The following is a 22,224-nucleotide window of genomic DNA, read 5'->3' as shown; positions in this document are numbered from 1 at the left end:
GAAGTCTGACGGCGCGGCGGCGGGCATCCGCCGAACCTCGGTGAGACGGACCGATGGGTCGGACTCACCGAGACCTGGTATGAGACGATCGATCACCGGGAGCCGCGCCGCGTCGGCGCGGCTTTCCTTGGCGGAAACCAGGGGACCACGTGGATGCCAGGTGACCACCTGATGCTCAACCAGCTCGGCCTCGTCGACGCCCTGCGGGCCTTTCGCGACGGGCAAGCGACGCCGCGCGACTACCTCGCGGCCTGCCGTGAGGCTGCGTCCGCGCGGTCGGATCTCGCCGCCTTCACCCACCTCGCAGCGGATCTCGGCCCGGGCGACGGTCCCTGGGCCGGCATTCCCGTGGGCGTGAAGGACATCATCGCCACCGCCGACATGCCGACCACGAACGGCTCGCCCGTCTATGCCGACCACGTGCCCGCCGCGGATGCCTGGATCGTCGCGCGCCTGAGAGGGCTCGGCGCCTCGGTGCTCGGCAAGACGGTCTCCACCGAATTCGCCTGGCGCCATCCGGGGCCCACGCACAACCCCTGGAAGCGCGGGCATACGCCGGGCGGCTCGTCCAGCGGCTCGGCCGCCGCCGTCGCGGCCGGGATCGTTCCCCTGGCCCTGGGCACCCAGACCTTCGGATCGGTGATCCGGCCGGCCGCCTATTGCGGCGTCGTCGGCCTCAAGCCGAGCTACGGCGCCATTCCACGGGTCGGCGTGCACCCGCTCGCGGCCTCCCTCGATCATCTCGGGCTGTTCACGCGCTCGGTGACGGATGCCGCCTTCGCCCTGTCGCGGCTGATCGGCCAGGACGACGCGGACCGGCACGGCCGCCCGCTCCCGGGCTTTCCGATCGGTCTCGACGAGGCCCTGGAAGCCCGGCCCGCACCCCGGCTGGCGCTGGTCCGGACATCGGTCTGGGACAGGGCCGAGCCCGAGGCGCGTGCGCTTCTCGAAGCGGCGGCTGAGAGCTTCAGGAGGGCCGGAGCCCATGTCTCCGACCTCTCGCTGCCGACCCCCTACGACGCGCTTCCGGACGATGCGCGCACGATCCTCGCCGTCGAGGCGAGCGCCCACTTCGGACCGCTGGTGGACCGCTTCCCCGACCGGACGAGCCAGCCGCTCAAGGATCTGGTGGCGGAGGGAGCGGCGATGTCCGCCGTGGCCTACGTGGAGGCCCTGCGCCGGCAAGCCGCTCTGCGGGCGGATTTCGGTGCGGTGCTCGCGGGTTGCGACGCGGTCCTGACCCTGCCCGCCGCCGGCCCCGCGCCGGACGGACTGACCTCGACCGGCGATCCCGCCTTCTGCGTGCCCTGGACCTGTCTCGGCGTCCCGGCCATCGCGCTCCCGGCAGGGAAAAGCGATGGGCTACCGCTCGGCCTGCAGCTCGTCGGTTCCTATCGCAACGATCTCGCATTGCTGCGCACGACGCTCTGGTGCGAGACGGTCCTGGCCCGACCGGTCACGTTCCCCGCCGTGTAACCTGCGCGTCTCGATCAATGGTCCGATCAATGGAAAGCCGTCCCATGCTCTCCCTCCTGTCGCTGCGCGGCCGCATCGATGCCGGATCGCTCACGCCGCGTGCCGCGATCGCCCTGTGCGAGACGGCGATCGCCGAGCGCGAGCCGGAGATCGGTGCCCTGGTCGGCCGCCAAACGGACCCGATCGTGCCGGAGCGCGGTCCCCTCGCGGGCATCGCGGTCGGCGTGAAGGACATCCTCGACACCGCCGACCTGCCGACGCAGATGGGCTCCCCGATCTACGCGGGCTGGCGCCCGCGCGCCGATGCGGCGGTCGTGTCCCGCCTGAAGCGGCTCGGCGCCGTCCCCCTGGCCAAGACCACTACGACGGCCTTCGCCTTCCTCGACCCGACGGAGACGCGCAACCCGCGCCGGCCCGGCCATACGCCGGGTGGTTCCTCCGCCGGCTCGGCGGCCGCGGTGGCGGCGGGGATGCTTCCCCTGGCCCTGGGAACGCAGACCGGCGGCTCCGTCATCAGGCCCGCCGCGTATTGCGGTGTGGTGGGGATGAAGCCGTCCTTCGGGCTGCTGCCCACGGTGGGCATGAAGTGCTTCTCCTGGACGCTCGACACGCTCGGCCTGTTCACCGCGGGCGTCGCGGATGCCGCCCATGCCCTCGCGCTGATGACGGGACGTCCCGGCCTCGATCTGCCCGCGACCGATCCGGGCAGGCCGCGCATCGGTCTCGTCCTTCAGGATTTCTGCGCGCCGGCCGAACCCGAGGCGCTGGACGCGCTCGCGCGCGTCGCCGCCGCCGCCGAGGCCGCCGGAGCCCGCCTGCGCGACGTCGCCCTCCCGGCCATCCTCGCCGAAGCCTTCGGGCTGCACGGGACGATCCAGGATTTCGAGGCGGCCCAGTCGCTCGACTGGGAATACGCCACGCATCGCGCGGATCTCGGCCCCCTGCTCAGGCCGCATCTCGACGCGGCGCAGGCGGTGACGGCCCAGGCCTACGAGGCCTCCCTGAAGGTGGCGCGCCGCGCGCGGGAGCACCTGCCCGACCTCTTCGCCGAGCACGATCTCGACGTGATCCTGACACTCTCGGCGCCGGGGCCGGCACCGGAAGGCTATGCCAGCACCGGCGATTCCCGCTTCAACCGGCTCTGGACCCTGATGGGCGTTCCCTGCGTGACCGTGCCGGCGGGGTCGACCGGAACCGGCTTGCCGCTCGGCGTGCAGGTCATCGCCCGCCTCGGCGACGATGCCCGGGCCTTGCGCGCGGCGCGCTTCGTCGAAACCCTCGCGCATCGGGACTGATACTCGGTCTCACCGCGGTCTGGTGCGAGGCCCGTTCCGACGCGGAATCGCGGTCCTGCTTCGCGGAGCGGGGCCGGCCGGGTGACGCTCGCCTTCGAGCCGGACCGGTCTGATCACGCCGTCGTGATATGCCAAAATATCCCGATTTCGATTTCCTGATTCACATGAATTGATCAGGTAAAAAGACATAATAAGGATGTTGAGATCGGAATTTTCCATCGAAATAGTGCTAATTATGCATCGCGCGATGGGATTGATTGGGTTGCTTAGGATTACGTTTGACTCTCTCCGGGGATCGCGACTTCTAAGAGTCTAGCCGACAGGATGATCGGCGATTCTTGGTTAAAGTCCGGGGGGAGTATTTCGATGGCAGGCTTAGGCTTGACGCTGCGTCGTTCGTTGCTTGTGACAGTTCCGGCATGGTCTGTCCTCGTCTCGGAAGCGATGGCCGATTGCCAACCGGGTACGCCCGTCAGCGGACAGACCGTGACCTGTTCCGGTGCATCCGCCGCCTTCATCGCTCCCGCGACCGCAACGGGCCTGACCGTCAACGTGGCGTCCGATGCCACCGTGAGCTCGGTTCAGACGAGCACCGGCGCCAATCCGAGCTTCACCAACATTCGGGTCAACGGCTCCAGCATCGTCAACAACGCCGGTACGATCTCCACCCCCGCCGGCCAGTTGCGCGACAATTTCGGCGTCAACCTCGCGGGCGATCTCTCGACCCTGAACAACACCGGCACGATCATCCTCGCGGCGCCCGTCGGGAACACGGCCACCCGCGTCTACGGTGCCTATTCGAGCGCGCCCAGCACCGCGCAATACGCCAGCACGACGGTGAACAATTCCGGCACGCTGAGCGTGATCCAGAACGGCAACGGCATCGCGCGCGGCATCTATTCCGGTGAGAACACCACGCTCTTCACCATCAACAACACGGGCGTCATCAGCGCGACCCGTGCCGCCACGGCGACCGCCACCACGGCGATCGTCGCGGGCATCGATTCCGACGACGACACCGACCGCCTCGTGGTGAACAACGCCGCGGGCGCGCGCATCACGGCGAGCGGGATCAACACCCGCGCGGTCAACGGGCGCGCGGCCGATTTCGTGATCAACAACAGCGGCACGATCGAGAACACCACCGCCGGTGAGGCAGCGATCGCGACCTACGCGCTCAATTCCGGCAACGCGGGCGACGCCACCACGCCGCGTGCCTACAGCACCACCCTCACCAACACCGCCACGGGCCTGATCACCGGCGACGTCCGGCTGCTCGACCAGGACCTCCAGACCGACGCCACCCTGGTGAACCTGCGCCGCGCGGGCACGCTCACCAACGCGGGGACGATCAACGGCAACGTCGCCTTCGGCGGCGGCAACGGCACCGTGACCAATACGGGCCGGATCAGCGGGAACATCAGCTTCCTCGACGTGGCCGGGACCGTGAACGCGGTGAATCTCGGCACCGGCTCCAGCATCGGCGGGAACATCACCGCGCGCGGCCTCGGCACCAACACCCTCACCCTCTCGGGCACCGGCACCCTGACGGGCGCCGTGACCGGCTTCACGAGTCTGACCCAGTCCGGCGGCGCCTGGACCACGGGCAGCGGCTCGTCGCAGACGATCTCGGGCAACCTCACGGTTGCCGGCGGCACGCTCACCCTGGGCGCGGGCTCGACCCAGACCATCGGCGGCCTCGTGCAGGTGACGGGCTCGGGCGCCCAGCTCACCGTGGCCAACACCCTCACCAACAAGACCGTGAACCTGTCGGGCTCCAACACCACGGTGCTGAACCTCGGGACCATCACCGGCACCGGCGCGGCGGGCCGCACCAACACCGCGGCGAACCGCGTCTACGGCGTGCTCGCCAACTCGACCGGCGCCGACTTCACCAACGTCACGGTGGTGAACCGGGGCACGATCGCGGTGACGGAGAACGGGATCGGCGTCTCACGCGGCATCTATGCCGGTGAGAACATCGCCTCGATGTTCATCACCAATTCCGGCACGATCTCGGCCACCCGCTCGGCGACCAGCACCGGCACCGCCGCCGTGGCGGCCATCGATTCCGACGACGACGTCGCCGCGCTGACCGTGACCAACCAGGCCGGCGGCACGATCTCGGCCACCGGCACGGGAACGCGCGCGATCCAGGGCCGCGCGCAGAGCTTCACCATCGCCAATGCGGGCACGATCACGGGTCCGGCGGGCGGGCAGGCCATCGTGGTCTACGGCAACGGCACCGCGCTTCTCACCAACGCGGCCACGGGCACGATCAACGGCGACGTCCGCTTCATCGATTCCGACCCGCAGGTCGCCACCAGCACCGCGCGGCGCAACAGCACCACGACCAATGCCGGCCGCATCAACGGCAGCATCCTCTACGGCATGGGCAACCAGACGCTGACCAACACCGGCACCATCACGGGCGGCATCACCTTCAACGACGTCGCGGCGAGCCGGAACACCGTCACGCTCGGCACCGGCTCGGTCGTGGGGGGCAGCATCGTCGCGCAGGGCCGGGGCCGCAACGCCCTCGTGCTGACCGGCACCGGCACCCTCGCCAGCAACGTCTCGGGCTTCACCACCCTGTCGGCGCAAGGCGACGCCTACACTCTGGCCGCCGGCACCACCCAGAGCTTCTCGGGGGGCGCCACGGTCGCCAGCGGGTCTCTCACGGTGAACTCGATCCTGAACGCCGACACGCAGGTCGCATCGGGCGCAACGCTCCTCGGCACCGGCCGCGTCAACGGAACCCTGACCAATTCCGGAACGCTCGCGCCCGGCAACGCCGCCGCCCCCTACGGCACGCTCGGCGTCGGCGGCAACTTCGTCCAGACGTCCGGCGCCGCGCTGACCACCGCCGTCGCGGCGACCGGCGAGGCCGCCCGCCTCAGCGTCGACGGCACCGCGACGCTGGCGGGCACGGCCAACCTCGTGCAGGCCGCCGGCGTGTATCGCCCGGGCACGCGCTACACCCTCGTGACCGCCCAGGGCGGCGTTAGCGGCGGCTTCAGCGCCGTGACCACGAGCAACGCGCTTCCGACGCTGATCCGCGCCGTGGCCTCGAACGACGCCAACAACGCCTACGTCACCCTGGCCCAGCAGAGCTTCGGCCTGGTGGCGCGGACGTCGAACCAGGCCAACGCGGCCCGGGGCCTCGACACGGCGCTCGCCGGCAACACCAGCGCGCTCACGGTGCTCGACTACCAGAGCGACGGCGCCAACGCGGCGCTGCTCGACCGGGTGGCCGGCCAGGGCTACGCCTCCGTCGCCGACCCGCAGCTGCGTGTGGGCCGGGCCTTCGCGGACCAGCTGGTCCAGCGCGGCTACACGGCCATCTTCGAGCAGGGCCAGGACGGCTTCACCCTGCCGCCCGCCGTCTACGCCGCCGACCTGCCGAAGCGCGGGCCGGCGCCCGAGCCGCGCTTCGTCCCGACGAACCGAGGCTACGGCGTCTGGGCCACCGGATACGGCCAGTTCGGCTCCGTGGACGGCACCGCGAACGCGGCCGGCCGCACCGAGACCATCGCGGGCTTCGCGGGCGGCATCGACGCCCACACCCAGCCCGGAACCGTGCTCGGCATCGCGGCCGGTTACGGCTCGGTGGATGTCGGCCTGTCCCGTACCGGCGAGCGCGCTCACACGGACAACGCGCAGGTCGGCGTCTACGGCGGCATCACCAGCGGCACCCTCTACGGCACCCTGGCGCTCGGCTACTCCCATGCCGAGGGCCGGATGGACCGCTCGCTCGGGGCCTCGGTCCTGCAGCCGAACGGCGCGCGCGGCACGCTCAGCGGCGACCAGTTCCTCGCCGCCGGCGAGGCCGGCAGCCGCATCGCCCTCGCGCCGGGACAGGCCCTGGTGCCGTTCGTCGGGTTCCAGGTCGCGACCTTCGACCAGGACCGCGTCGTGGAGCGGGGCAACGGCCCGTTCAACCTGAACGTGGCGGCGCAGGACTTCCTGTCGGCCCGCACGCTGGTCGGTGCCCGGGGCGAGGCGAGCTTCACCTTCGGTGAGCGCGTCGTCAGCGTCGGCGTGAAGGCCGCCTACGTCCACGACTTCGCCGACGTGGCGCGCACGATCCAGTCCTCCTTCGCCCTCGCGCCGACGGTGCCGTTCCTGGTGAACGGCCGCCGCCTCGACCGCGACCGGGCCCTGGTCGGGGTGGGAATCGCCACCGTGTTCACGTCGGGCTGGACCGGCTTCGTCAACTATGACGCCGAACTCGCCTCGAGCGATACCATCCAGGCCGTGCGCGGCGGCGTGCGCTACGCCTTCTGAAGAAACGACGACCGCACGAACGAAGGCCCCCGGAGACGCGTCAGGCTTCTCCGGGGGCTTTTGCATGCCGACGCCGTGACCGCGAACAGCGTTCCTGCCGGCATCGCTGCCCTCCCCCTTGGTCGAGACGTGCGGCCGAGCCTCGACCCAACGGTCGGCCTCGCCGGTCAGCGCGGCGCGGCGATCTCGTGCGCGGCCATGAGTTCGAGGGCGCGCACCATCGCCGAATGATCCCATTGGCCTCCGCCCTGCGCCGCGCAGGTGCTGAACAGCTGCTGGGCCGTGGCGGTGTTGGGCAGCGCGCCGCCGAGCGTCCGGGCGCCCTGGAGCGCCAGGTCGAGGTCCTTGCGGTGCAGGTCGATCCGGAAGCCGGGATCGAACATGCGCTTCACCATGCGCTCGCCGTGCACCTCCAGGATGCGCGAGGCGGCGAACCCCCCCATCAGGGCCTCGCGCACCCGGGCGGGGTCGGCGCCCGCCTTGGAGGCGAAGACCAGCGCCTCGGCCACCGCCTCGATGGTGAGCGCGACGATGATCTGGTTGGCGACCTTGGTGGTCTGGCCGTCGCCGTTGCCGCCGACCCGGGTGATGTTCCGGCCCATGGCCTCGAAGAGGGGCCTGGCCGTCTCGAAGGCGCCGTCCGGGCCGCCGACCATGATGGTGAGGCTGGCGGCCCTGGCGCCGACTTCGCCGCCGGAGACCGGCGCGTCGAGGTAGTCGCCGCCGCGCGCCTCGATGCGCCGGGCGAAGTCCCTGGTGGCGATCGGGTCGATCGAACTCATGTCGATCACGATCTTGCCAGCCGTGATGCCCTCGGCGACGCCGTCGGCGCCGAACAGAACCTCGGCGACCTGCGGCGTGTCCGGCAGCATCGTGATTACGATCTCCGCCCGCTCGGCGACGGCGCGGGCCGAGGCGCATTCCGTGCCGCCGGCCGCGATCAGGTCCGTGGGCACCGCGCGCCGGCTCTTGAGGAAGAGCCTGTGCCCGGCCTTGATCAGGTTCTCCGCCATGGGCCGGCCTATGATGCCCAGCCCGATGAATCCGATGTCTGCCATGGTGGTGGTTCCTCGTGGTGCGATGGGCGAGCGGTCGGCTCAGGCGCGGTAGGGCGCGAACCAGGAGAGATCGTCCCGGGTGGCGGAGGCGGGGCGGTACTCGCAGCCGATCCAGCCGCCGTACCCGATCGCGTCGAGGTGCCCGAACAGGAAGGGGTAGTTGATCTCGCCGGTGCCGGGCTCGTGCCGGCCGGGATTGTCGGCGAGCTGGATGTGGGCGATGCGGGCGAGGTTCGCCGCGATGGTGCGGGCGAGATCCCCCTCCATGACCTGCATGTGGTAGGCGTCGTATTGCAGGAAGAGGTTTTCGGAATTGACCTCCTCGATCAGCGCCAGGGCCTGGGCGGTGTTCGTCAGGAAGAAGCCGGGGATGTCGCGGGTGTTGACCGGTTCGATCAGGAGGCGGATCCCGGCCTTCGCCAGTTCCGTGGCGGCGAAGGCGAGGTTTTCGCGGAACGTCGCGTGCAGCCGTGCCCGCTCGGCGCCGGGCGGCGCGATCCCCGCGAGACAGTTGACCTGATCGCAGCCGAGGGCGCCGGCATAGTCGATGGCGCGGGCGACGCCGTCACGGAACTCGGCCCCCCGCTCCGGCAGCACCGCGATGCCGCGCTCGCCCGCCTCCCAGTCGCCGGCCGGCAGGTTGTGCAGCACGAGGCTGAGGCCGTGCCGCACGAGGCGCTCGGCGATCGCCTCCGTCCGGAACGCGTAGGGAAACAGGAACTCGACGCCCCGGAAGCCGGCCTGCGCCGCCTCCCCGAAGCGGTCGAGGAAATCGTGCTCCTGGAAGAGCATGGTCAGGTTGGCGGCAAATCTCGGCATGGCGGATCTCTTCGGGAGCGCGGAATCTTGAAGCGCGCGGAATCTTGGCGAGCGCGTCAGGCGACGGCGGGCGCGGGCAGCGCCTGGCTCGTGCGCAGCGAGAGGTCGGGGTCGAGGCAGAGGATCTCCTCGAACTCGTTGATCCCGTCGACCTCGGTCCCCATGGCGATGTTGGTGACGCGCTCCAGGATGAATTCCAGGACGACCGGGACCTGATGCTCGGCCATCAGCGCCTCGGCGCGGGCGAAGGCCTCCTTGAATTCGTTCGGGCTCTTCACCCGGATCGCCTTGCAGCCGAGCCCCTCGGCCACCGCGACGTGATCGACGCCGTAGCCCGGCACCGCGTCGCCATCGGGCCGCGCGTTGATGTTGTCGAAGGCGAGGCTCACCTCGAAATCCATGGCAAAGCCGCGCTGCGACTGCCGGATCAGCCCGAGATACGCGTTGTTCACGACGACGTGCAGGTAGGGCAGTTTGTGCTGCGCTCCGACCGCCAGCTCCTCGATCAGGAACTGGAAGTCGTAGTCGCCCGACAGGGCGACGATCTTGCGGTGGGGATCGGCCGCGCGCACGCCCAGAGCCGCCGGCAGCGTCCAGCCGAGGGGGCCGGCCTGGCCGCAATTGATCCAGTGGCGCGGCTTGTAGACGTGCAGGAACTGCGCGCCGGCGATCTGCGACAGGCCGATGGTGGTGACGTAGCAGACGTCCCGCCCGAGGGCCTCGTTCATCTCCTGGTAGACGCGCTGGGGCTTCAGGGGCACCTGATCGAAATGGGACTTGCGCAGCATCGCGCGCTTGCGGTGGGCGCAGGACGCCGCCCAGGGGGCGCGATCACGCAGGGCTTCGCGCGCCTTCAGGTCACGGGCGACGGCGATGAACGCTCGGAGCGCGGCGGCGGCGTCCGAGACGATGCCGAGATCGGGGCCGAAGACCCGTCCGATCTGCGTCGGCTCGATGTCGACGTGAACGAAGGTGCGCCCCTTCGTGTAGACCTCGACCGAGCCGGTGTGGCGGTTCGCCCAGCGATTGCCGATGCCGAGCACGAAATCGGATTCGAGGAAGGTCCGGTTGCCGTAGCGATGGCTCGTCTGCAGCCCGACCATGCCCGCCATCAGCGGGTGGTCGTCGGGGATCGCGCCCCAGCCCATCAGGGTCGGGATGACGGGCACGCCGGTCAGCTCGGCGAATTCCACGAGCAGGTCGCAGGCATCGGCGTTGACGATGCCGCCGCCCGCCACGATCAGCGGGCGCTCGGCCGCCTGGAGCATGTGGATCGCGCGCTCCGCTTGGCGCCGCGAGCAGGCGGGCTTGTAGGGCGTCAGCGGCTCGTAGGTCTCGGCGTCGAACTCGATCTCGGCGACCTGCACGTCGATCGGCAGGTCGATCAGCACGGGCCCCGGCCGGCCGGAGCGCATGACATGGAAAGCATGCTGGAAGACCTGCGGCACCAGGGCCGGCTCGCGGACCGTGACCGCCCATTTCGTGACGGGCTTGGCGATCGCCTCGATGTCGACGGCCTGGAAATCCTCCTTGTGCAGCCTGGCCCGGGGGGCCTGCCCTGTGATGCACAAGATCGGGATGGAATCGGCGGAGGCCGCGTAGAGCCCGGTGATCATGTCGGTGCCGGCCGGACCGGAAGTGCCGATGCACAGGCCGATATTGCCGGGGCTCGCCCGCGTGTACCCCTCGGCCATGTGCGAGGCGCCCTCGACATGGCGGGCGAGGATGTGACGAATCGAACCGCGCGCCCGCAGCGCCGCGTAGAGTGGGTTGATGGCCGCGCCCGGAACCCCGAAGGCACAGGTCACGCCCTCGCGTTCCAGGACGAGGACCGCGGCATCGATCGCGCGCATCTTGGTCACATCTTCCTCCAGAAGATTATCTTCGATGTTTTATTGTTATCATCCGCATCGATGTATTCGAAGATGGCTCAGTCGATTTGATTTATTCTCTCCGGGAATAAGTCGACGGTTCCGTCGCCGTCGCGCCACCACGCGTCGCGCAGGCGCGGGACGAGGTGGCGGATCAGGGCCGTGACCTTGCGCGGCACGAGCTTCGGAGAGGGAAAGACCGCGTAGAGTTCCTGGTCGGGCAGGGAAAAGCCGGGCAGGCATTCCGTGAGTTCGCCGGAGCGCAGCGGAGCCTCGGCGACGTAGCGGGGCAGGATCGCGATGCCGAGGCCGGAGCGCACGGCCGAGAGCAGGGTCGGCAGGTTGTTCGAGCGCAGGCAGCCGCGCACGCTCACCGCATGGGTGCGTCCGTCGGCTCCCCGCATCTGCCAGACGGCGTCGCCCTGCACGCTGGAATAGACCACGCAGTCGTGCTCCGAGAGCTGGTCCGGCGCGTCCGGACGCCCGTGGCGCGCGAGATAGCCGGGCGCGGCCACCATCACCCAGGGATTGGCGCCGAGGTAGCGCCCGCCGAGGGAGGAATCGGCCAGCCGGCCCATGCGAAGCGCCACGTCGATGCCGCGGGCGATCAGGTCGACATAGGAATCCTCGCAGGTGAGGTCGACCTTCAGACGTGGGTTCGCCTGGATGAAGGGCAGCAGCATCGGCCCGATCACCGCCTCGCCGAAGGCGACCGAGGTCGAGATCCGCAGGGTCCCGTCGAGCTCGGCGTCGTGGCCCCGCACCAGCCCCTCCGCCTCCTCGATCTGGCGCAGGATGGAGCGGCAGGTCTCGTAGTAGAGGCGGCCCGCCTCGTTGAGGCCGATGCCCCGCGTGTTGCGGTTGATGAGCCGTGTGCCGAGGCGGGTCTCGAGCCAGGCGATGGTCTTCGTCACGGTCGACTGGGCGATCTCCAGATCCTCGGCGGCCCTGGAGAAGCTGCCGAGTTCCGCCACCCGTACGAAGACCCGCATCCCGGTCAGATGATCCATGTCAGATGATCCATGATGAAGTCCTCGGGGGCTGGTCGCGGGCCGCGACGTCGCTCGCCATCGGTATGGATGTCGGGGCTTCGAGCGCGGTCGGCTCCTCCGGCGGCGCTCCCGCGCCGGAAGCCGCGCCGCGACGGGCTCGGGTTCGACGGCTCGGTCATGTCCGCCTCCTCAGGCCGCGCGGCCGGATGGAGTGGATTCCCGCGTGCCGGAGCGCGGCCGCCGGGACCGGAGCCGGCTCGCCCGCCGTCTGGCCGAGGCGGTCGGAGTTCAGCAGCGGGTGCAGGACGATCGCGCGGATGGAGCCCAGCGTGATGCCGCCGTGCGGGATCGGGCCGGTCCAGTCGGGCATGGTCGCGGAAAAGAAGGTCGGCGCGGCCATCGGGATCAGCGACAGGCCGATCGAGACCGCAGCGACAACATCCCGCTCCTCCAACCGCCGTGGCATCCTTCCTGCCGACCTCGACCTTATGAAAAATTCGAAACCGGACAGGGCATTTGGCGGGCATACAGGACGGCCCGCTTCGCTAGGATCGCTCTCGGGCATTCGGAGGGTTCAGGCCGTGGAAAGCTTTGTCTGGGAGTGGGGAAGCCTGCTGCTGCGCTGGCTTCACATCGTGGCGGCGATGGCCTGGATCGGCTCGTCGTTCTTCTTCATGCACCTCGACGCGTCGCTGAAACGCACGCCCGACATCCCGGCCGGCGAGGGTGCCGCGGCCTGGCAGGTGCATGGCGGCGGATTCTACGAGATGCGCAAGTATTTCGTCGCGCCGGGCCATCTCTCCCCGGACCTCACCTGGCACAAGTGGCAGGCCTACACGACTTGGGCTTCGGGCTTCGTCCTGCTCGCCTGGATCTACTACGCGCAATCGAAGCTCTACCTCGTCGATCCGGCCGTGATGGATTTGTCCGCGCTCGCCGCGACGGCGCTCGGCATCGGCGCGCTCGCTCTCGGCTGGCTGGTCTATGACGGCCTCTGCCGCTCGCCGGTCGGGCGGAGCGAGGCGGGGCTCGCCGCCGTCGGGCTGCTCGTCGTCACGGTCGCGGCCTTCGGCTTCTCGCGGGTGTTCAGCGGCCGGGGCGCCCTGATCCACACCGGCGCGCTGATGGCGACCTGGATGGCCGGCAACGTCTTCCTCATCATCATCCCGAATCAGCGCAAGGTCGTGGCTTCGCTGATGAAGGGCGAGCGGCCGGACCCGAGCCTCGGCAAGCAGGCCAAGCAGCGCTCGGCGCAGAACAACTATCTGACGCTGCCGGTCGTGCTGCTGATGATCTCGAACCACTCACCGATGCTGTTCGGATCGAGCGCCACGATCCCGCTGATCGTCGCGCTGATCACCGCCTCGGGCGCCATGATCCGGTTCTTCTACAACGTGCGCCACGCCGACCACGACCGCTCGCCCTGGTGGGCCTGGGCCGTGGCCTCGGCGGGCCTCGGCGCCGCCTTCGCGGTGGCGCTCGTCGGAAGCGCCGGCGGCCGCGCGGTGCTGGGCCTGCCGCCTCGGGCGGAGGCGACGCCGGTGGTCACCTTGGCCTCCGCCGATCCCGTGATCGCCGCGGCGCCGCCGGAGCACGTGGTCGATCTCGTCATGGGGCGCTGTGCCATGTGCCACGCCGCCGAACCGGCCTGGGGCGGGATCGGCGTCGCGCCGAAGGGCGTCCGGCTGGACAGCGCAGCGGCCATCGGACGGCAGGCCGAGGCCATCCGCCGACAGGCGGTGCTGACGCACAACATGCCGCCCAACAACGTCACCGAGATGACGCCCGCGGAGCGCGCCGTGCTGGCGGCCTGGCTGAAGGACGCGAAACCGTGACGTCCCTGCGCGAGGGCGTGCGCGTCGGGCTCGGCGTCGACGGCTCGGCCTCGAACGACGGCTTCCACATCCGACGTGGTCGCCTTCGACAGGCGAAGCCTGGAGACCGCCGGTGCCTGCCGCGCTGATCTTCCGCGCGCCGCAACGGGTGGCCTGGAGCATCATCGACGGACGCGTGGTCGTGCGCGAGGGCCGTCTCACGACGCTGGACACGCGGGCGCTCGTTGCCCGCCATCCCGAAGGCAGCAACCGGTCTGAGACGAGACCTCGATGAGCACGACGCGGCAAGGTCTCGGATCAGATCTCGATCGCCATCGAGAAGTTGATCAATTCCGCGAAGCTGTGCGCGCCGGATTTCTGCTTGATCGTGGAAATGATGTTCACGACGGTCTTGTACTTCATCGACAGTTTTTCCGCGATGATGTGGTAGGAGTTCCCTTCCCGGATCAGCAGCAGAACCTGCAGCTCGCGCTCCGAGAGGGTCGAGAGGGGCGAGCGCTGAGCGCTGGCGTTGAGCATGGCCACGCGCAGGGCGACGTCGTGATCGAGGTAGCTCCGGCCGCTCCGGACATGGTCGAAGGCCCGGAGGAATTCCGTGGCCGGCGCATCCTTGAGGACATAGCCGGTCGCCCCGCTCTCCAGGGCGCGCGCGACGATCGCCGGATCGTCGTGCATGCTGAAGGCGAGGATCCGGGTCCTGCGCTCGAGGTTGCGGATGCGCCGGATCAGGGACAGCCCCGAAACGCCCTGGTCGCCGAAGGCGAGGTCGGCGATGACCATTCCCGGACGTTGCCGGTAGAAGGACCGGTAGGCGTCGACGATGGTCGTCGCCTCGTGGATCGTCTCCATGCCGGCATCCTCCATGAGGGTCCGGAAGCCGCTCAGGATCACCGGATGATCGTCCACGATGAGAATGCTCGTCGCGGGCAACGTCATGGGGTCTTTCCCGGCTGGGCCGGCTGCGCTGCATAGCGCTCTGTCAGGCGCAGAAGGGTCTGGGTCCGGTCCAATCCCTGCTGGCGGGTGTTGTAGTAGTGCTGGCACAATTCGCCGTAGAGCTGCTTGCGCCGGGTCGTGGCGGCGGCTTCCTCCAGGCCGTCGAGGAGGTCGTCGTAGGATTCGGGCTTGCCGGCTTCGGCCAGCATCTGGCCGAGCTGCACCGTCCGGTTGGCGATCATGCGGGGATCTTCGATGAAGGTCTCCTTCGCCCGCGCGAGGCTGTGGCGCAGGTGATCGCTCCGCGCGGCGGCGGTCGCGCCGGACTGGCCGGGCTCCCGCCGGGCGAGCCACAGCGCCGGCTCCATCCCATCGGTGGGCGAGAGCCAGGCCGGCACCTCCGCGTCCGACTTCGTGGCGACGACGGCCGAGTCCTGCGCGGGTTCGCCGCCGTCGCAGGCGGCAAGGCCCAGGACAAGACACAGGACAAGCCCCAGAAGCGGCGGTGAAACGAGCGCGAGCCGGACGCGGCTCGACCGAGCGGGGCTCCTCATCGGCCCTCCCCCTGGGGCACCGCGAGGCTGCGCGGGCCGTCCGGCACCGCGATGCGGGCCGTCTCACGCAGGCTCGTCAGGTCGACGACGGAGACGGAATCGGAGAACCAGTTGGCCACGTAGGCCTGGGCTCCGGCGACGGCGACCCCCTCGGGGTATCGGCCGACCGGCACGGTGGCGCGCGTCGTCCCGTCGCGCGCGTCGAGGACGACCAGGGTCCCGGCCTGCTGGTTGGTGACAAGGACCCGGCCTCCATCCGGGCTCACGGCGACGCCGTAGGGCATGCCGCCGACCGCGAAGGTCGCGACCGCCTTGCGGGTGGCCGTATCGATGACGCTGACGTCGCCGCTGCGCACGTTGGCGACGTAGAGCCGGTCCTCGGCCGGGTTCAGCCCGAGGGCGAAGGGCGCCGCCCCCACCGGAACCACGGCGACCCGCGCCATGGTCGCCGTGTCGATCACGCTGACCTGCCGGCTCTCGCGGTCCGCCACGTAGAGCCTCCCCCGCCGGTCGAGGACGAGGGCGGCCGGCTCCTTCCCGACCGCCACCGTCTCCTCCAGCGCGCCGGTCTCGGCGGAGAGGCGCATCACCCGGTCGCCGCTCCAGTCCCCGACAAAGAGGTGCGTGCCGTCCGCCGAGACCGCGATGCCGAAGGGCTGGCCCGGCACGGAATACGTCCGCAGCACCGATCCGCCGCTCTCATCGACCACCGTCACCCGATGGGTGTCGGGATGGGTGAGATAGAGGCGTCGACCGGGGCCGGCCGCGACCTGGGCGGGGCCGTCGGCGACGCGCAACGGTGTGCCGCTCACGGCCGATCCGGGCGCGAGGGCGACCAGGGTCCCGGCGCCCTGGCTCGCCACGTAGACGTTCTCCGCCCCGGCGGCGCGGGGCATGAGCCCGAGGAGCAGGCCGGCGAGGACGAACCGTCCGATCATCGTGCGCCCGATGCGGGGGCGGCCTTCCCCTCGGGCTTCCCCTCCACCTTGGCCTTCAGGCCCTTGAGGCCGTCGGCGAAGTAGCGGTTCATGGCGGTGCGGCCCGCCTCGTCGCTCAACTCCTCCGGGGGCTCGTTGCCGGTATCGCCCCGGTAGAAGCGGCCGACCCATTCCACCCGGCTGCCGTCGCCGTCCGGCGTCACAGAGAGGGTCGCCGAGTAGGACGAGACCGGCAGGGCCTTCAGGTCGGGCTCGGACAGGCGGTAGGAGTAGGTCCGCCCGGAGGCGTTCATCTCGTCGAGCCCCTCGTCGAGGGTGCCGCCGGACTTGAGCGTGACCTGGCGCCGTCCGCCGGACTCGTTCCCCCCGCTGCCCTGGCTCCCGGCCACGTCGGGATGCCATCCGCCGATGCCGGCGAAGTCACCGACCACCTTCCAGACCGCGTCGGGCTTGGCCGCGATGACGATGCTCTGGTCGACCTTCTGCGGGGTCGGTCCGTGAGCGAGCGCCACGGTGGCGAAGAGGGACAGGACGAGAGCCGAGGTCACAAGACGCATCAATCAGGCCTTTTTCCAGGTCGGGAACCCGCGCGCGCGCAGGTGTGGTGAGAGGAAGGCCGCGAGCAGCAGCACCAGCGCCGCCCCCCCGAGGAAGGGGCGCGGGTCGAGGCGCCCCGGGACGGGACGCGGCGTCGCGGCCGTCTTGAGGGCCGCGGCGAGGCCGCCGGGGCCGTCGAGATGCGCGTAGGTGAGACCGGTCTCGCGGCCGAGCTTGCGCAGGTAGGGCTCGCGCACGGAGGACAGGTGTTCGGTGCCGGTGGCGGCCGCCGCGCCGAAGGGAGCGTTGCGCGGGTTGTAGCCCTCGCGGCTCTCGGCATCGGACGGCGGCGGGCCGAAGCGGTTCTCCTGCTGCACGTCGCCGGCGCCGTAGAATCCGGTCTCGCGGCCCCGGTCGTTGTAGCGCGGGATCGGCGACAGGCCGGGCGCGCCCGCGCCCACGATGAGGCCCCGCACGGCCCCGGGCTTGCCCTCGAAGGCCGGACCGCCGCTGCTCGGCAGGGGCGGCGCCTCCTGACCATCGGTGATGAAGACGAGGTCGGTGCCGAGTTCGGCCGCGAGATCGATGCTGCGGAACAGGCCGGCGGAGATCCGGCTGTCGCCCTCCCAGGCCATGCGCCAGTCGATCGCCTCCAGCGCCCCCTCGATCGGCGCGAACCCCCCGCAGGTCTCGATCGGTGCGAACAGCAGGAAGGGCCGGCGTTCGGTGAAGAGGCCGAGCGCGAACCGCGAGCCGCAGGGCAGGCCGGCGACGAGGTCGCGCAACGCGGCCTTCGCGGTTTCGAGCCGGCTCGCCGGCTGCCCGTCGGTGCCGGCGTAATCGCGCACGTTCATGCTGCCGGTGATGTCCACGATCGCCAGGACCGCGACGCCGTCCCGCGTGAGCGCGAGCGGGCGCACGAAGAAGGTGAGCGCCACCAGCCCGAGGGCGCCGGCCAGGAGGCGCAGGCGCCAGTCCCGCAGGTTGCGCGCGACGAGGCTCGCCGCCGTCACGGCTCGCCCCTGGGCTGGCCGGGAATGTCGGTCCAGATCTTCTTCGGCTCGGCCGCCAGGGCATCGCCGGACTTGCGGTCGAAATCGGGAAAGTCGCGCAGCAGGCGCGAGGCGACGTCGAGGTTGAACTTCGCGTCCCAGAATTCCGGACGGCCCTGGAGGGCCCGCCGATATTCCTGGCGCGCGAGGGTGATGCGGGGGCCGGCGGGATCGAGATCGCCGCGCTCCAGGTGGTCGAAGGCCTGACGCAGGTGCGCGTTGCCGAGAGCGAAGCGGGCGCGGGCGGCCCGGTCCGTCTCGCCGCGCCGATCGAGGGCCTCGATCAGCGGCTCGATCGCCTCGACGGCGCCGCGCCGGGCCAGGAACTGGACGCGGGCGAGCACGAGGGATGGCGCGGCCTCGGCCAGGACCGCGATGTCCCGACCGGCGGCGAGGGCCTGGATCGCGGTGTTGTCGCGCGTGATCCGCCAGGCGCCGTAGGCACAAGCCACCGTCACGGCCAGCAGCAGGACCGGCAGGGTGGCGATGAGGAGCGGGCGGGCGCGCGCCCATCGCCCGCGCAGGTCGGCGCGCGCGGTCCAGGCGCGCGCCGCGCGCGGAGGCACGGGGGTTCGCACCGGGACGGTGGCGATCGTCGTCATGCGGCGAGTCTCGTCGGTTCGGGCGCGGAGGCCCGGGGTTTCGCCGTGGGCCCGGAGGCGGCTCTAACGCGGCGCAGGTCGGCTTCGCCGAGCTTGGCCGCGACGAGGATCAGAAGTCCGATCAGGCTCAGGCCGTAGGCGAGGCCCGTGAGGTCCCGGCGCGGCCGCTGCTCGGTGTAGGGGATCGGGTCGCGTTCGAGGCGCTCGATCTGCGCGATGGCCTCGGCGACCGCCTCGGCGCCCTCGGCCTCGAAGGCGCGATAGGGAATCCGGAGGCTCCTGAAGAACAGGTCGAGATGGCGCTCGGGCGCGGCCTGCGGCGTGTCCTCGCCCGCCGGCCGGTCCGAGATCGAGGGCGAGCCCTTGGTGCGCAGGAAGAGCCAGTACAGGTTCGGCCGCAGGCGGGTGAAGGCCGCGCGCAGGGCGTCCTGCGCGCGCGGGTCGATCACGGCCGCCCCGTCGGAGACCAGCAGAAGGGCGCGGGAGGTGGCGGGGCTCGCCGGACCGAACTGCGACAGGCCCATGGCGAGGCCGCGCGCGATGTTGGTGTAGTCGAGCCCCGGCCGGTCTATGGCCGCGATGGCGGCCCGGACCGCGTCGTGCCGGTCGGTCATCGGCACCACCAGCATCGGCGCGGTGGAGAAGGCCGTGACGGCGAACTGGTCGTGCGCCCGGCTGCCCACGAAGGCGGCGAGCAGCCGGCGGGAGGCCGCGGCCTTAGACTCCTCGGCCCCGGAGGGCTGCCGCCCCGCGAAGGTCTCGTTCATGCTGCCCGAACGGTCGATCAGGATCGAGACCTGCGCGCCGATCCCGGTCCGGATGATGGTCTCGCCCTGCCGGTAGGGGCCCGACAGGGCGAGGATCAGGCCGGCGAAGCTCAGGATTCCCCCGGCGCGCACGACCCGGCCGATCGCCCGCGACAGGCCGTCGGCCGGGCCGGCCGCGATGGCCGCCACCGGCGTCGAGCGCTGGGCGGAGACCAGCAGCGGCAGCAGCGCGAGCGGCAGCAGCCAGAGCAGGCCAGGATGGTCGACGCAGAAGCGTGCGAGGGCGTCGTTCATGCGGCGCGCTCGGCTCGCGCGAGGCGACGGGCGAGATCGGCGAGATCCTGGAGCGGGAGCACGCCGCGGCCCGCCTCCGGCCCCGGTCCGAAGAAGGTCCGGCGGGAGGCCTCGTAGAACCGCGCGAGCCCCGGCCGATCCGCCCGGTAGGCCGGGTGGGCCTCGATGAAATCGCCGAGGTCGTCGGCCAGGAGCCGGCGTCCGGCGCCCGCGTCGAGGGCAAGGTGAAGCGCCAGCAGGGCGTCGCGGTAATTGGCCTCGCGGTCGCCGGCCTCCGGGCTGGACCGGCGGGCGAGTCCCTGGATGCGCCGCGCCGCGACGCCGAAGGGGCGCCCGCGCCGGGTGCGGAACGGCCACCAGGTCCGGTCCCGGGCGAGGCCCGCGAAGGCCAGGAGCGCGAGGGCGGCCGAACCGGCGGCGCCCATGAGCAGGGGGCGCGGGTCGCCGGGGCCGACCTGCCCGTCGGGGCGCATGTAGTCGCGCGGATCGTCCCGCGCGGGGGGCTGTATCTCGCGTAAGGGCGAGACGTTGAACGACCAGGCCGGCACCTCGGCCTTGGCGGTGGTGGCGCCGTGATCGCTCTCGCTCACGAAGGTGACGGTGAACCCCGGAATCTCCAGCGCGCGCGCATCGAGGGCGGCGTAGAAGCTCTGGTAGGTCAGCGAGAGGCGCACGCGCTGCGCGTCGCCGGCCCGGGTCTGGGACACGCCGAGATCCCTCAGGTCGAGCCAATAGGCGAGCGCGCCCGGCTGCGGCAGGGATGCGGGTTGCAGCGTGAAGCCCGGCTCCACCACGATGTCGACCTGAGCCCGAACGAGGTCGCCGAGGAAGTAGCCGAAGGGGCGCGGCGTGCGGACTTCCACCGACCGCACCTGCGCCACGGCGGACTGGGCGAGAAGGGCGAGGAGCAGGCCCAGACGGATTGCGGGAGGAATGCGCACGGGACCGCTTCACGAACCGAGGAGGTGGCGGCTGACCGCATCGGGATCGAAGCGGCCGGCCAGGCGGAAGGGCGGGCGGCCATGCGCCGTCGCGATGCGCCGCAGGGTTTCGGCGCGCTCGGTCTCACGGGCGATCCAGCGCCGGCGGAGAGCCGGGCGCATGAACACCACGCGACGCCCGGCGCCCTCGAGATCGTCGAGTTCGAGCAGGCCCCATTCCGGCAGGCCTTCGGCCTCGGCCGCGTCGCCGAGCACCACCGGCACCAGATCGTGCCGGCTCAGGCTCGAGAAGACCCGGGTGATCAGCGCTTCCGGCCAGCGGAAATCCGAGATCAGGAACACCATCTTGGGAGGTCCGACGAGGCGGCGGGCCGCCTGCACCATGCCGTCGGCGCGTCTGCCGGTGCAGGGCGTGGCCGCGAGGCGCCGGGCGACGTCCGATGCGCGGCCGCGCGCCCGGCTCGCGGGGAGAAACGCCTCCTCCCGCACGGTCTCGTCGCAGCCGATGAGACCGAACGCGTCGCCGATGCGGGTCGCCGAGGCGGCGAGCGCGACGCAGAGTTCGGATGCCAATCCGATGCGGTCGGCCTCACCGGAGAAGCGCATGGAGGCGGTGAGATCGAAGAGCGCCCAGACCTCCACCAGGGTGCGCGCCTCGAAGCGTCGCACGAAGGTGCCCTCGAACGGATCGCGCAGGGTGGCGCGCACGTCGATGCGCCGGGCATCCGGCATGCGCAGGAACGGCACCTGGTCGCGGAAGGTGCCGAGGCCGCCGGCATCGCGGCCGCGATGGGCGCCGAGGCGGGTGCCGGGCAGACGCCCGCGCGGGCGGTAGACGATGTCGGGTTGCGCGGCGTCCGTCATGGCGCCGGCACGGTCTCGAACACCGCCCGGCAGAGTTCGGGCATGATCGCGGCGCGGCGCATCTCGTAGATCGGCTCCAGGAAGACCCGGTGCGCCATGACCTGCGGGAAGATCGCGCGGATGTCCTCGGGCACCATCCAGTCGCGCCCCTCCAGCCAGGCGCGGACGCGGGCGGCGCGGACCAGGAAGGCGACGCCACGCGGCGAGGCCCCACCCTGGACCAGGGATTCCATGTCGATGCCGGGCAGGCGGATGCCGGCCTGCGCCGGCCGGACCAGCGCCTCCCAGAGCCCGATCACGTAGGCTTGGATCGCGGGGCTCGCCTGGACGCCGTGCTGGATCGCCGCGCCGATGCCCGCCATGGCGGCGTGATCGAGGACGCCGCCGTCGATGCCCGCGATGAGCGCGTCGGTGTCGTGAAAGCGCGGGTCGAAGATCAGGGCGCGTCGGGCCTCGGGGTCGCGGGGCGCCTCCAGCCCGATTTCCATCAGGAAGCGGTCGCGGGCCGCCGCCGGCAGCTCGAACGTCTCCTCCCGCTCGACGCGGTTGCGGTCGGCGAAGACCTGGAGGTTGGGAAAGCGGTACTCGCGGTTGAAGGCGGTGAGCGTGCGCTCCGCCATGAGGCGCAGCAGCAGCGCATGCACCTGCGGCCGGGCCCGGTTGATCTCGTTGAAGAAGAAGATCGACAGGTCCTCGGATTGCCGCAGCACCGGGCCGGGCTCGACGCGCGGGCGGCCGTCATCGGCGAGGTAGGTGTGGTAGACGAGGTCCGTGGGCATCATGTCCACCGTCCCCTCGACGCGTTCGTAGGCGCCGCCGAGCGCGCGCGCCACGGCGCGCAGCAGCGTCGTCTTGCCGACGCCGACATCGCCTTCGAGCAGCACGTGGCCGCGCGCGAAGAGCGCGATGGTGAGAAGACGGATCGCCTGATCCTGTCCGAGCACGGCTCCCGCCACGGCGCGCTCGAAACGGCCGGCCGCCTCGCGCCAGTCGGTGAGCATCGCATCCCCGGAGCGGAACTGGTTCATGATGTCTGCCTTGCGGAAGGACGGCCGCGGCCTCGGGCGCTGCGCCCGGATCGCGACCGTCTCGAGGGCCGCCCGACG

Annotated in this window: 22 protein-coding genes; 6 read left to right on the top strand and 16 right to left on the bottom strand. The window is 71.0% G+C overall.

The window, feature by feature from the left end; genetic code table 11:
- Positions 1-153 precede the first annotated feature (153 nt).
- From MKK54_RS09875 to MKK54_RS09865, 3 genes are all read left to right on the top strand, one after another.
- The gene (locus MKK54_RS09875; RefSeq protein ID WP_244010614.1) at positions 154-1,476 is read left to right on the top strand and encodes an amidase; all 1,323 of its coding nucleotides are present in this window, start codon (positions 154-156) and stop codon (positions 1,474-1,476) included.
- A gap of 44 nt (positions 1,477-1,520) precedes the next feature.
- A complete protein-coding gene (locus tag MKK54_RS09870) occupies positions 1,521-2,771 on the top strand; it encodes an amidase (RefSeq protein WP_244010613.1) in 1,251 nt (416 codons plus the stop codon).
- 444 nt (positions 2,772-3,215) lie between these two features.
- Positions 3,216-7,058, top strand: coding sequence for an autotransporter domain-containing protein (locus MKK54_RS09865; RefSeq protein ID WP_244010612.1), 3,843 nt, complete (start codon positions 3,216-3,218; stop codon positions 7,056-7,058).
- 167 nt (positions 7,059-7,225) lie between these two features.
- On the opposite strand, the gene MKK54_RS09860 is transcribed toward MKK54_RS09865, so the two are convergent.
- The 6 genes from MKK54_RS09860 to MKK54_RS09835 form a co-directional block, all read right to left on the bottom strand.
- The gene (locus tag MKK54_RS09860; protein WP_244010611.1) at positions 7,226-8,116 is read right to left on the bottom strand and encodes a 2-hydroxy-3-oxopropionate reductase; all 891 of its coding nucleotides are present in this window, start codon (positions 8,114-8,116) and stop codon (positions 7,226-7,228) included.
- A gap of 39 nt (positions 8,117-8,155) precedes the next feature.
- Positions 8,156-8,935 (bottom strand): hydroxypyruvate isomerase, encoded by a 780-nt coding sequence (hyi, locus tag MKK54_RS09855; RefSeq protein WP_244010610.1) that lies wholly within the window; start codon positions 8,933-8,935, stop codon positions 8,156-8,158.
- Positions 8,936-8,991: 56 nt separating this feature from the next.
- Positions 8,992-10,797: a glyoxylate carboligase gene (gene gcl / locus MKK54_RS09850; protein WP_244010609.1), complete on the bottom strand. Its 1,806-nt coding sequence runs from the start codon at positions 10,795-10,797 to the stop codon at positions 8,992-8,994.
- Between the two features lie 68 nt (positions 10,798-10,865).
- Positions 10,866-11,816: a LysR family transcriptional regulator gene (locus MKK54_RS09845; protein ID WP_244010608.1), complete on the bottom strand. Its 951-nt coding sequence runs from the start codon at positions 11,814-11,816 to the stop codon at positions 10,866-10,868.
- Complete coding sequence (locus MKK54_RS09840; protein ID WP_244010607.1) at positions 11,804-11,977, bottom strand: hypothetical protein; 174 nt, start codon at positions 11,975-11,977, stop codon at positions 11,804-11,806. The genes MKK54_RS09845 and MKK54_RS09840 overlap by 13 nt, the downstream gene beginning before the upstream one ends.
- Positions 11,974-12,252 carry a hypothetical protein gene (locus MKK54_RS09835; RefSeq protein ID WP_244010606.1) on the bottom strand — a complete coding sequence of 93 codons (279 nt, stop codon included), beginning with the start codon at positions 12,250-12,252 and terminating at the stop codon, positions 11,974-11,976. The genes MKK54_RS09840 and MKK54_RS09835 overlap by 4 nt, the downstream gene beginning before the upstream one ends.
- Positions 12,253-12,379: 127 nt before the next feature.
- Here MKK54_RS09835 and MKK54_RS09830 point away from each other — a divergent pair, with 127 nt between their 5' ends.
- From MKK54_RS09830 to MKK54_RS09825, 3 genes are read left to right on the top strand one after another with little or no spacing between them, the layout of a single operon-like run.
- Positions 12,380-13,633, top strand: a complete 1,254-nt coding sequence (locus MKK54_RS09830; protein ID WP_244010605.1) for a urate hydroxylase PuuD — start codon at positions 12,380-12,382, stop codon at positions 13,631-13,633.
- A complete protein-coding gene (locus MKK54_RS24515; protein ID WP_279597275.1) occupies positions 13,630-13,761 on the top strand; it encodes a hypothetical protein in 132 nt (43 codons plus the stop codon). The genes MKK54_RS09830 and MKK54_RS24515 overlap by 4 nt, the downstream gene beginning before the upstream one ends.
- The gene (locus MKK54_RS09825) at positions 13,746-13,907 is read left to right on the top strand and encodes a hypothetical protein (RefSeq protein WP_244010604.1); all 162 of its coding nucleotides are present in this window, start codon (positions 13,746-13,748) and stop codon (positions 13,905-13,907) included. The genes MKK54_RS24515 and MKK54_RS09825 overlap by 16 nt, the downstream gene beginning before the upstream one ends.
- Before the next feature lie 23 nt (positions 13,908-13,930).
- Here the strand turns inward: MKK54_RS09825 and MKK54_RS09820 are convergent, their stop codons facing one another.
- From MKK54_RS09820 to MKK54_RS09775, 10 genes are read right to left on the bottom strand one after another with little or no spacing between them, the layout of a single operon-like run.
- Positions 13,931-14,569, bottom strand: a complete 639-nt coding sequence (locus MKK54_RS09820; RefSeq protein ID WP_244010603.1) for a response regulator — start codon at positions 14,567-14,569, stop codon at positions 13,931-13,933.
- Positions 14,566-15,123: a hypothetical protein gene (locus MKK54_RS09815; RefSeq protein ID WP_244010602.1), complete on the bottom strand. Its 558-nt coding sequence runs from the start codon at positions 15,121-15,123 to the stop codon at positions 14,566-14,568. The genes MKK54_RS09820 and MKK54_RS09815 overlap by 4 nt, the downstream gene beginning before the upstream one ends.
- Positions 15,120-16,061 carry a YncE family protein gene (locus tag MKK54_RS09810; RefSeq protein WP_244010601.1) on the bottom strand — a complete coding sequence of 314 codons (942 nt, stop codon included), beginning with the start codon at positions 16,059-16,061 and terminating at the stop codon, positions 15,120-15,122. Before MKK54_RS09810 ends, MKK54_RS09815 begins: the two co-directional genes overlap by 4 nt.
- Positions 16,058-16,618, bottom strand: a complete 561-nt coding sequence (locus tag MKK54_RS09805; protein WP_244010600.1) for an SRPBCC family protein — start codon at positions 16,616-16,618, stop codon at positions 16,058-16,060. The genes MKK54_RS09810 and MKK54_RS09805 overlap by 4 nt, the downstream gene beginning before the upstream one ends.
- 3 nt (positions 16,619-16,621) lie before the next feature.
- The gene (locus MKK54_RS09800) at positions 16,622-17,611 is read right to left on the bottom strand and encodes a VWA domain-containing protein (protein WP_244010599.1); all 990 of its coding nucleotides are present in this window, start codon (positions 17,609-17,611) and stop codon (positions 16,622-16,624) included.
- Positions 17,608-18,252 carry an MxaK protein gene (locus tag MKK54_RS09795; RefSeq protein WP_244010598.1) on the bottom strand — a complete coding sequence of 215 codons (645 nt, stop codon included), beginning with the start codon at positions 18,250-18,252 and terminating at the stop codon, positions 17,608-17,610. The genes MKK54_RS09800 and MKK54_RS09795 overlap by 4 nt, the downstream gene beginning before the upstream one ends.
- A complete protein-coding gene (locus tag MKK54_RS09790) occupies positions 18,249-19,313 on the bottom strand; it encodes a vWA domain-containing protein (protein WP_244010597.1) in 1,065 nt (354 codons plus the stop codon). The genes MKK54_RS09795 and MKK54_RS09790 overlap by 4 nt, the downstream gene beginning before the upstream one ends.
- Positions 19,310-20,254 (bottom strand): nonribosomal peptide synthetase MxaA, encoded by a 945-nt coding sequence (locus MKK54_RS09785; protein WP_313898385.1) that lies wholly within the window; start codon positions 20,252-20,254, stop codon positions 19,310-19,312. Before MKK54_RS09785 ends, MKK54_RS09790 begins: the two co-directional genes overlap by 4 nt.
- Positions 20,255-20,263: 9 nt before the next feature.
- Entirely contained in the window at positions 20,264-21,118 is an 855-nt protein-coding gene (locus MKK54_RS09780) for a DUF58 domain-containing protein (RefSeq protein WP_244010596.1), read from the bottom strand.
- Positions 21,115-22,146, bottom strand: coding sequence for an AAA family ATPase (locus MKK54_RS09775; protein WP_244010595.1), 1,032 nt, complete (start codon positions 22,144-22,146; stop codon positions 21,115-21,117). Before MKK54_RS09775 ends, MKK54_RS09780 begins: the two co-directional genes overlap by 4 nt.
- Between the last annotated feature and the right edge of the window lie 78 nt (positions 22,147-22,224).

The sequence above is a fragment of the Methylobacterium sp. J-068 genome (assembly GCF_022829445.1).
Lineage (GTDB): Bacteria > Pseudomonadota > Alphaproteobacteria > Rhizobiales > Beijerinckiaceae > Methylobacterium.
The sequence above is the reverse complement of the archived record's forward strand: the minus strand, read 5'-3'. Positions and strand labels throughout refer to the sequence as shown.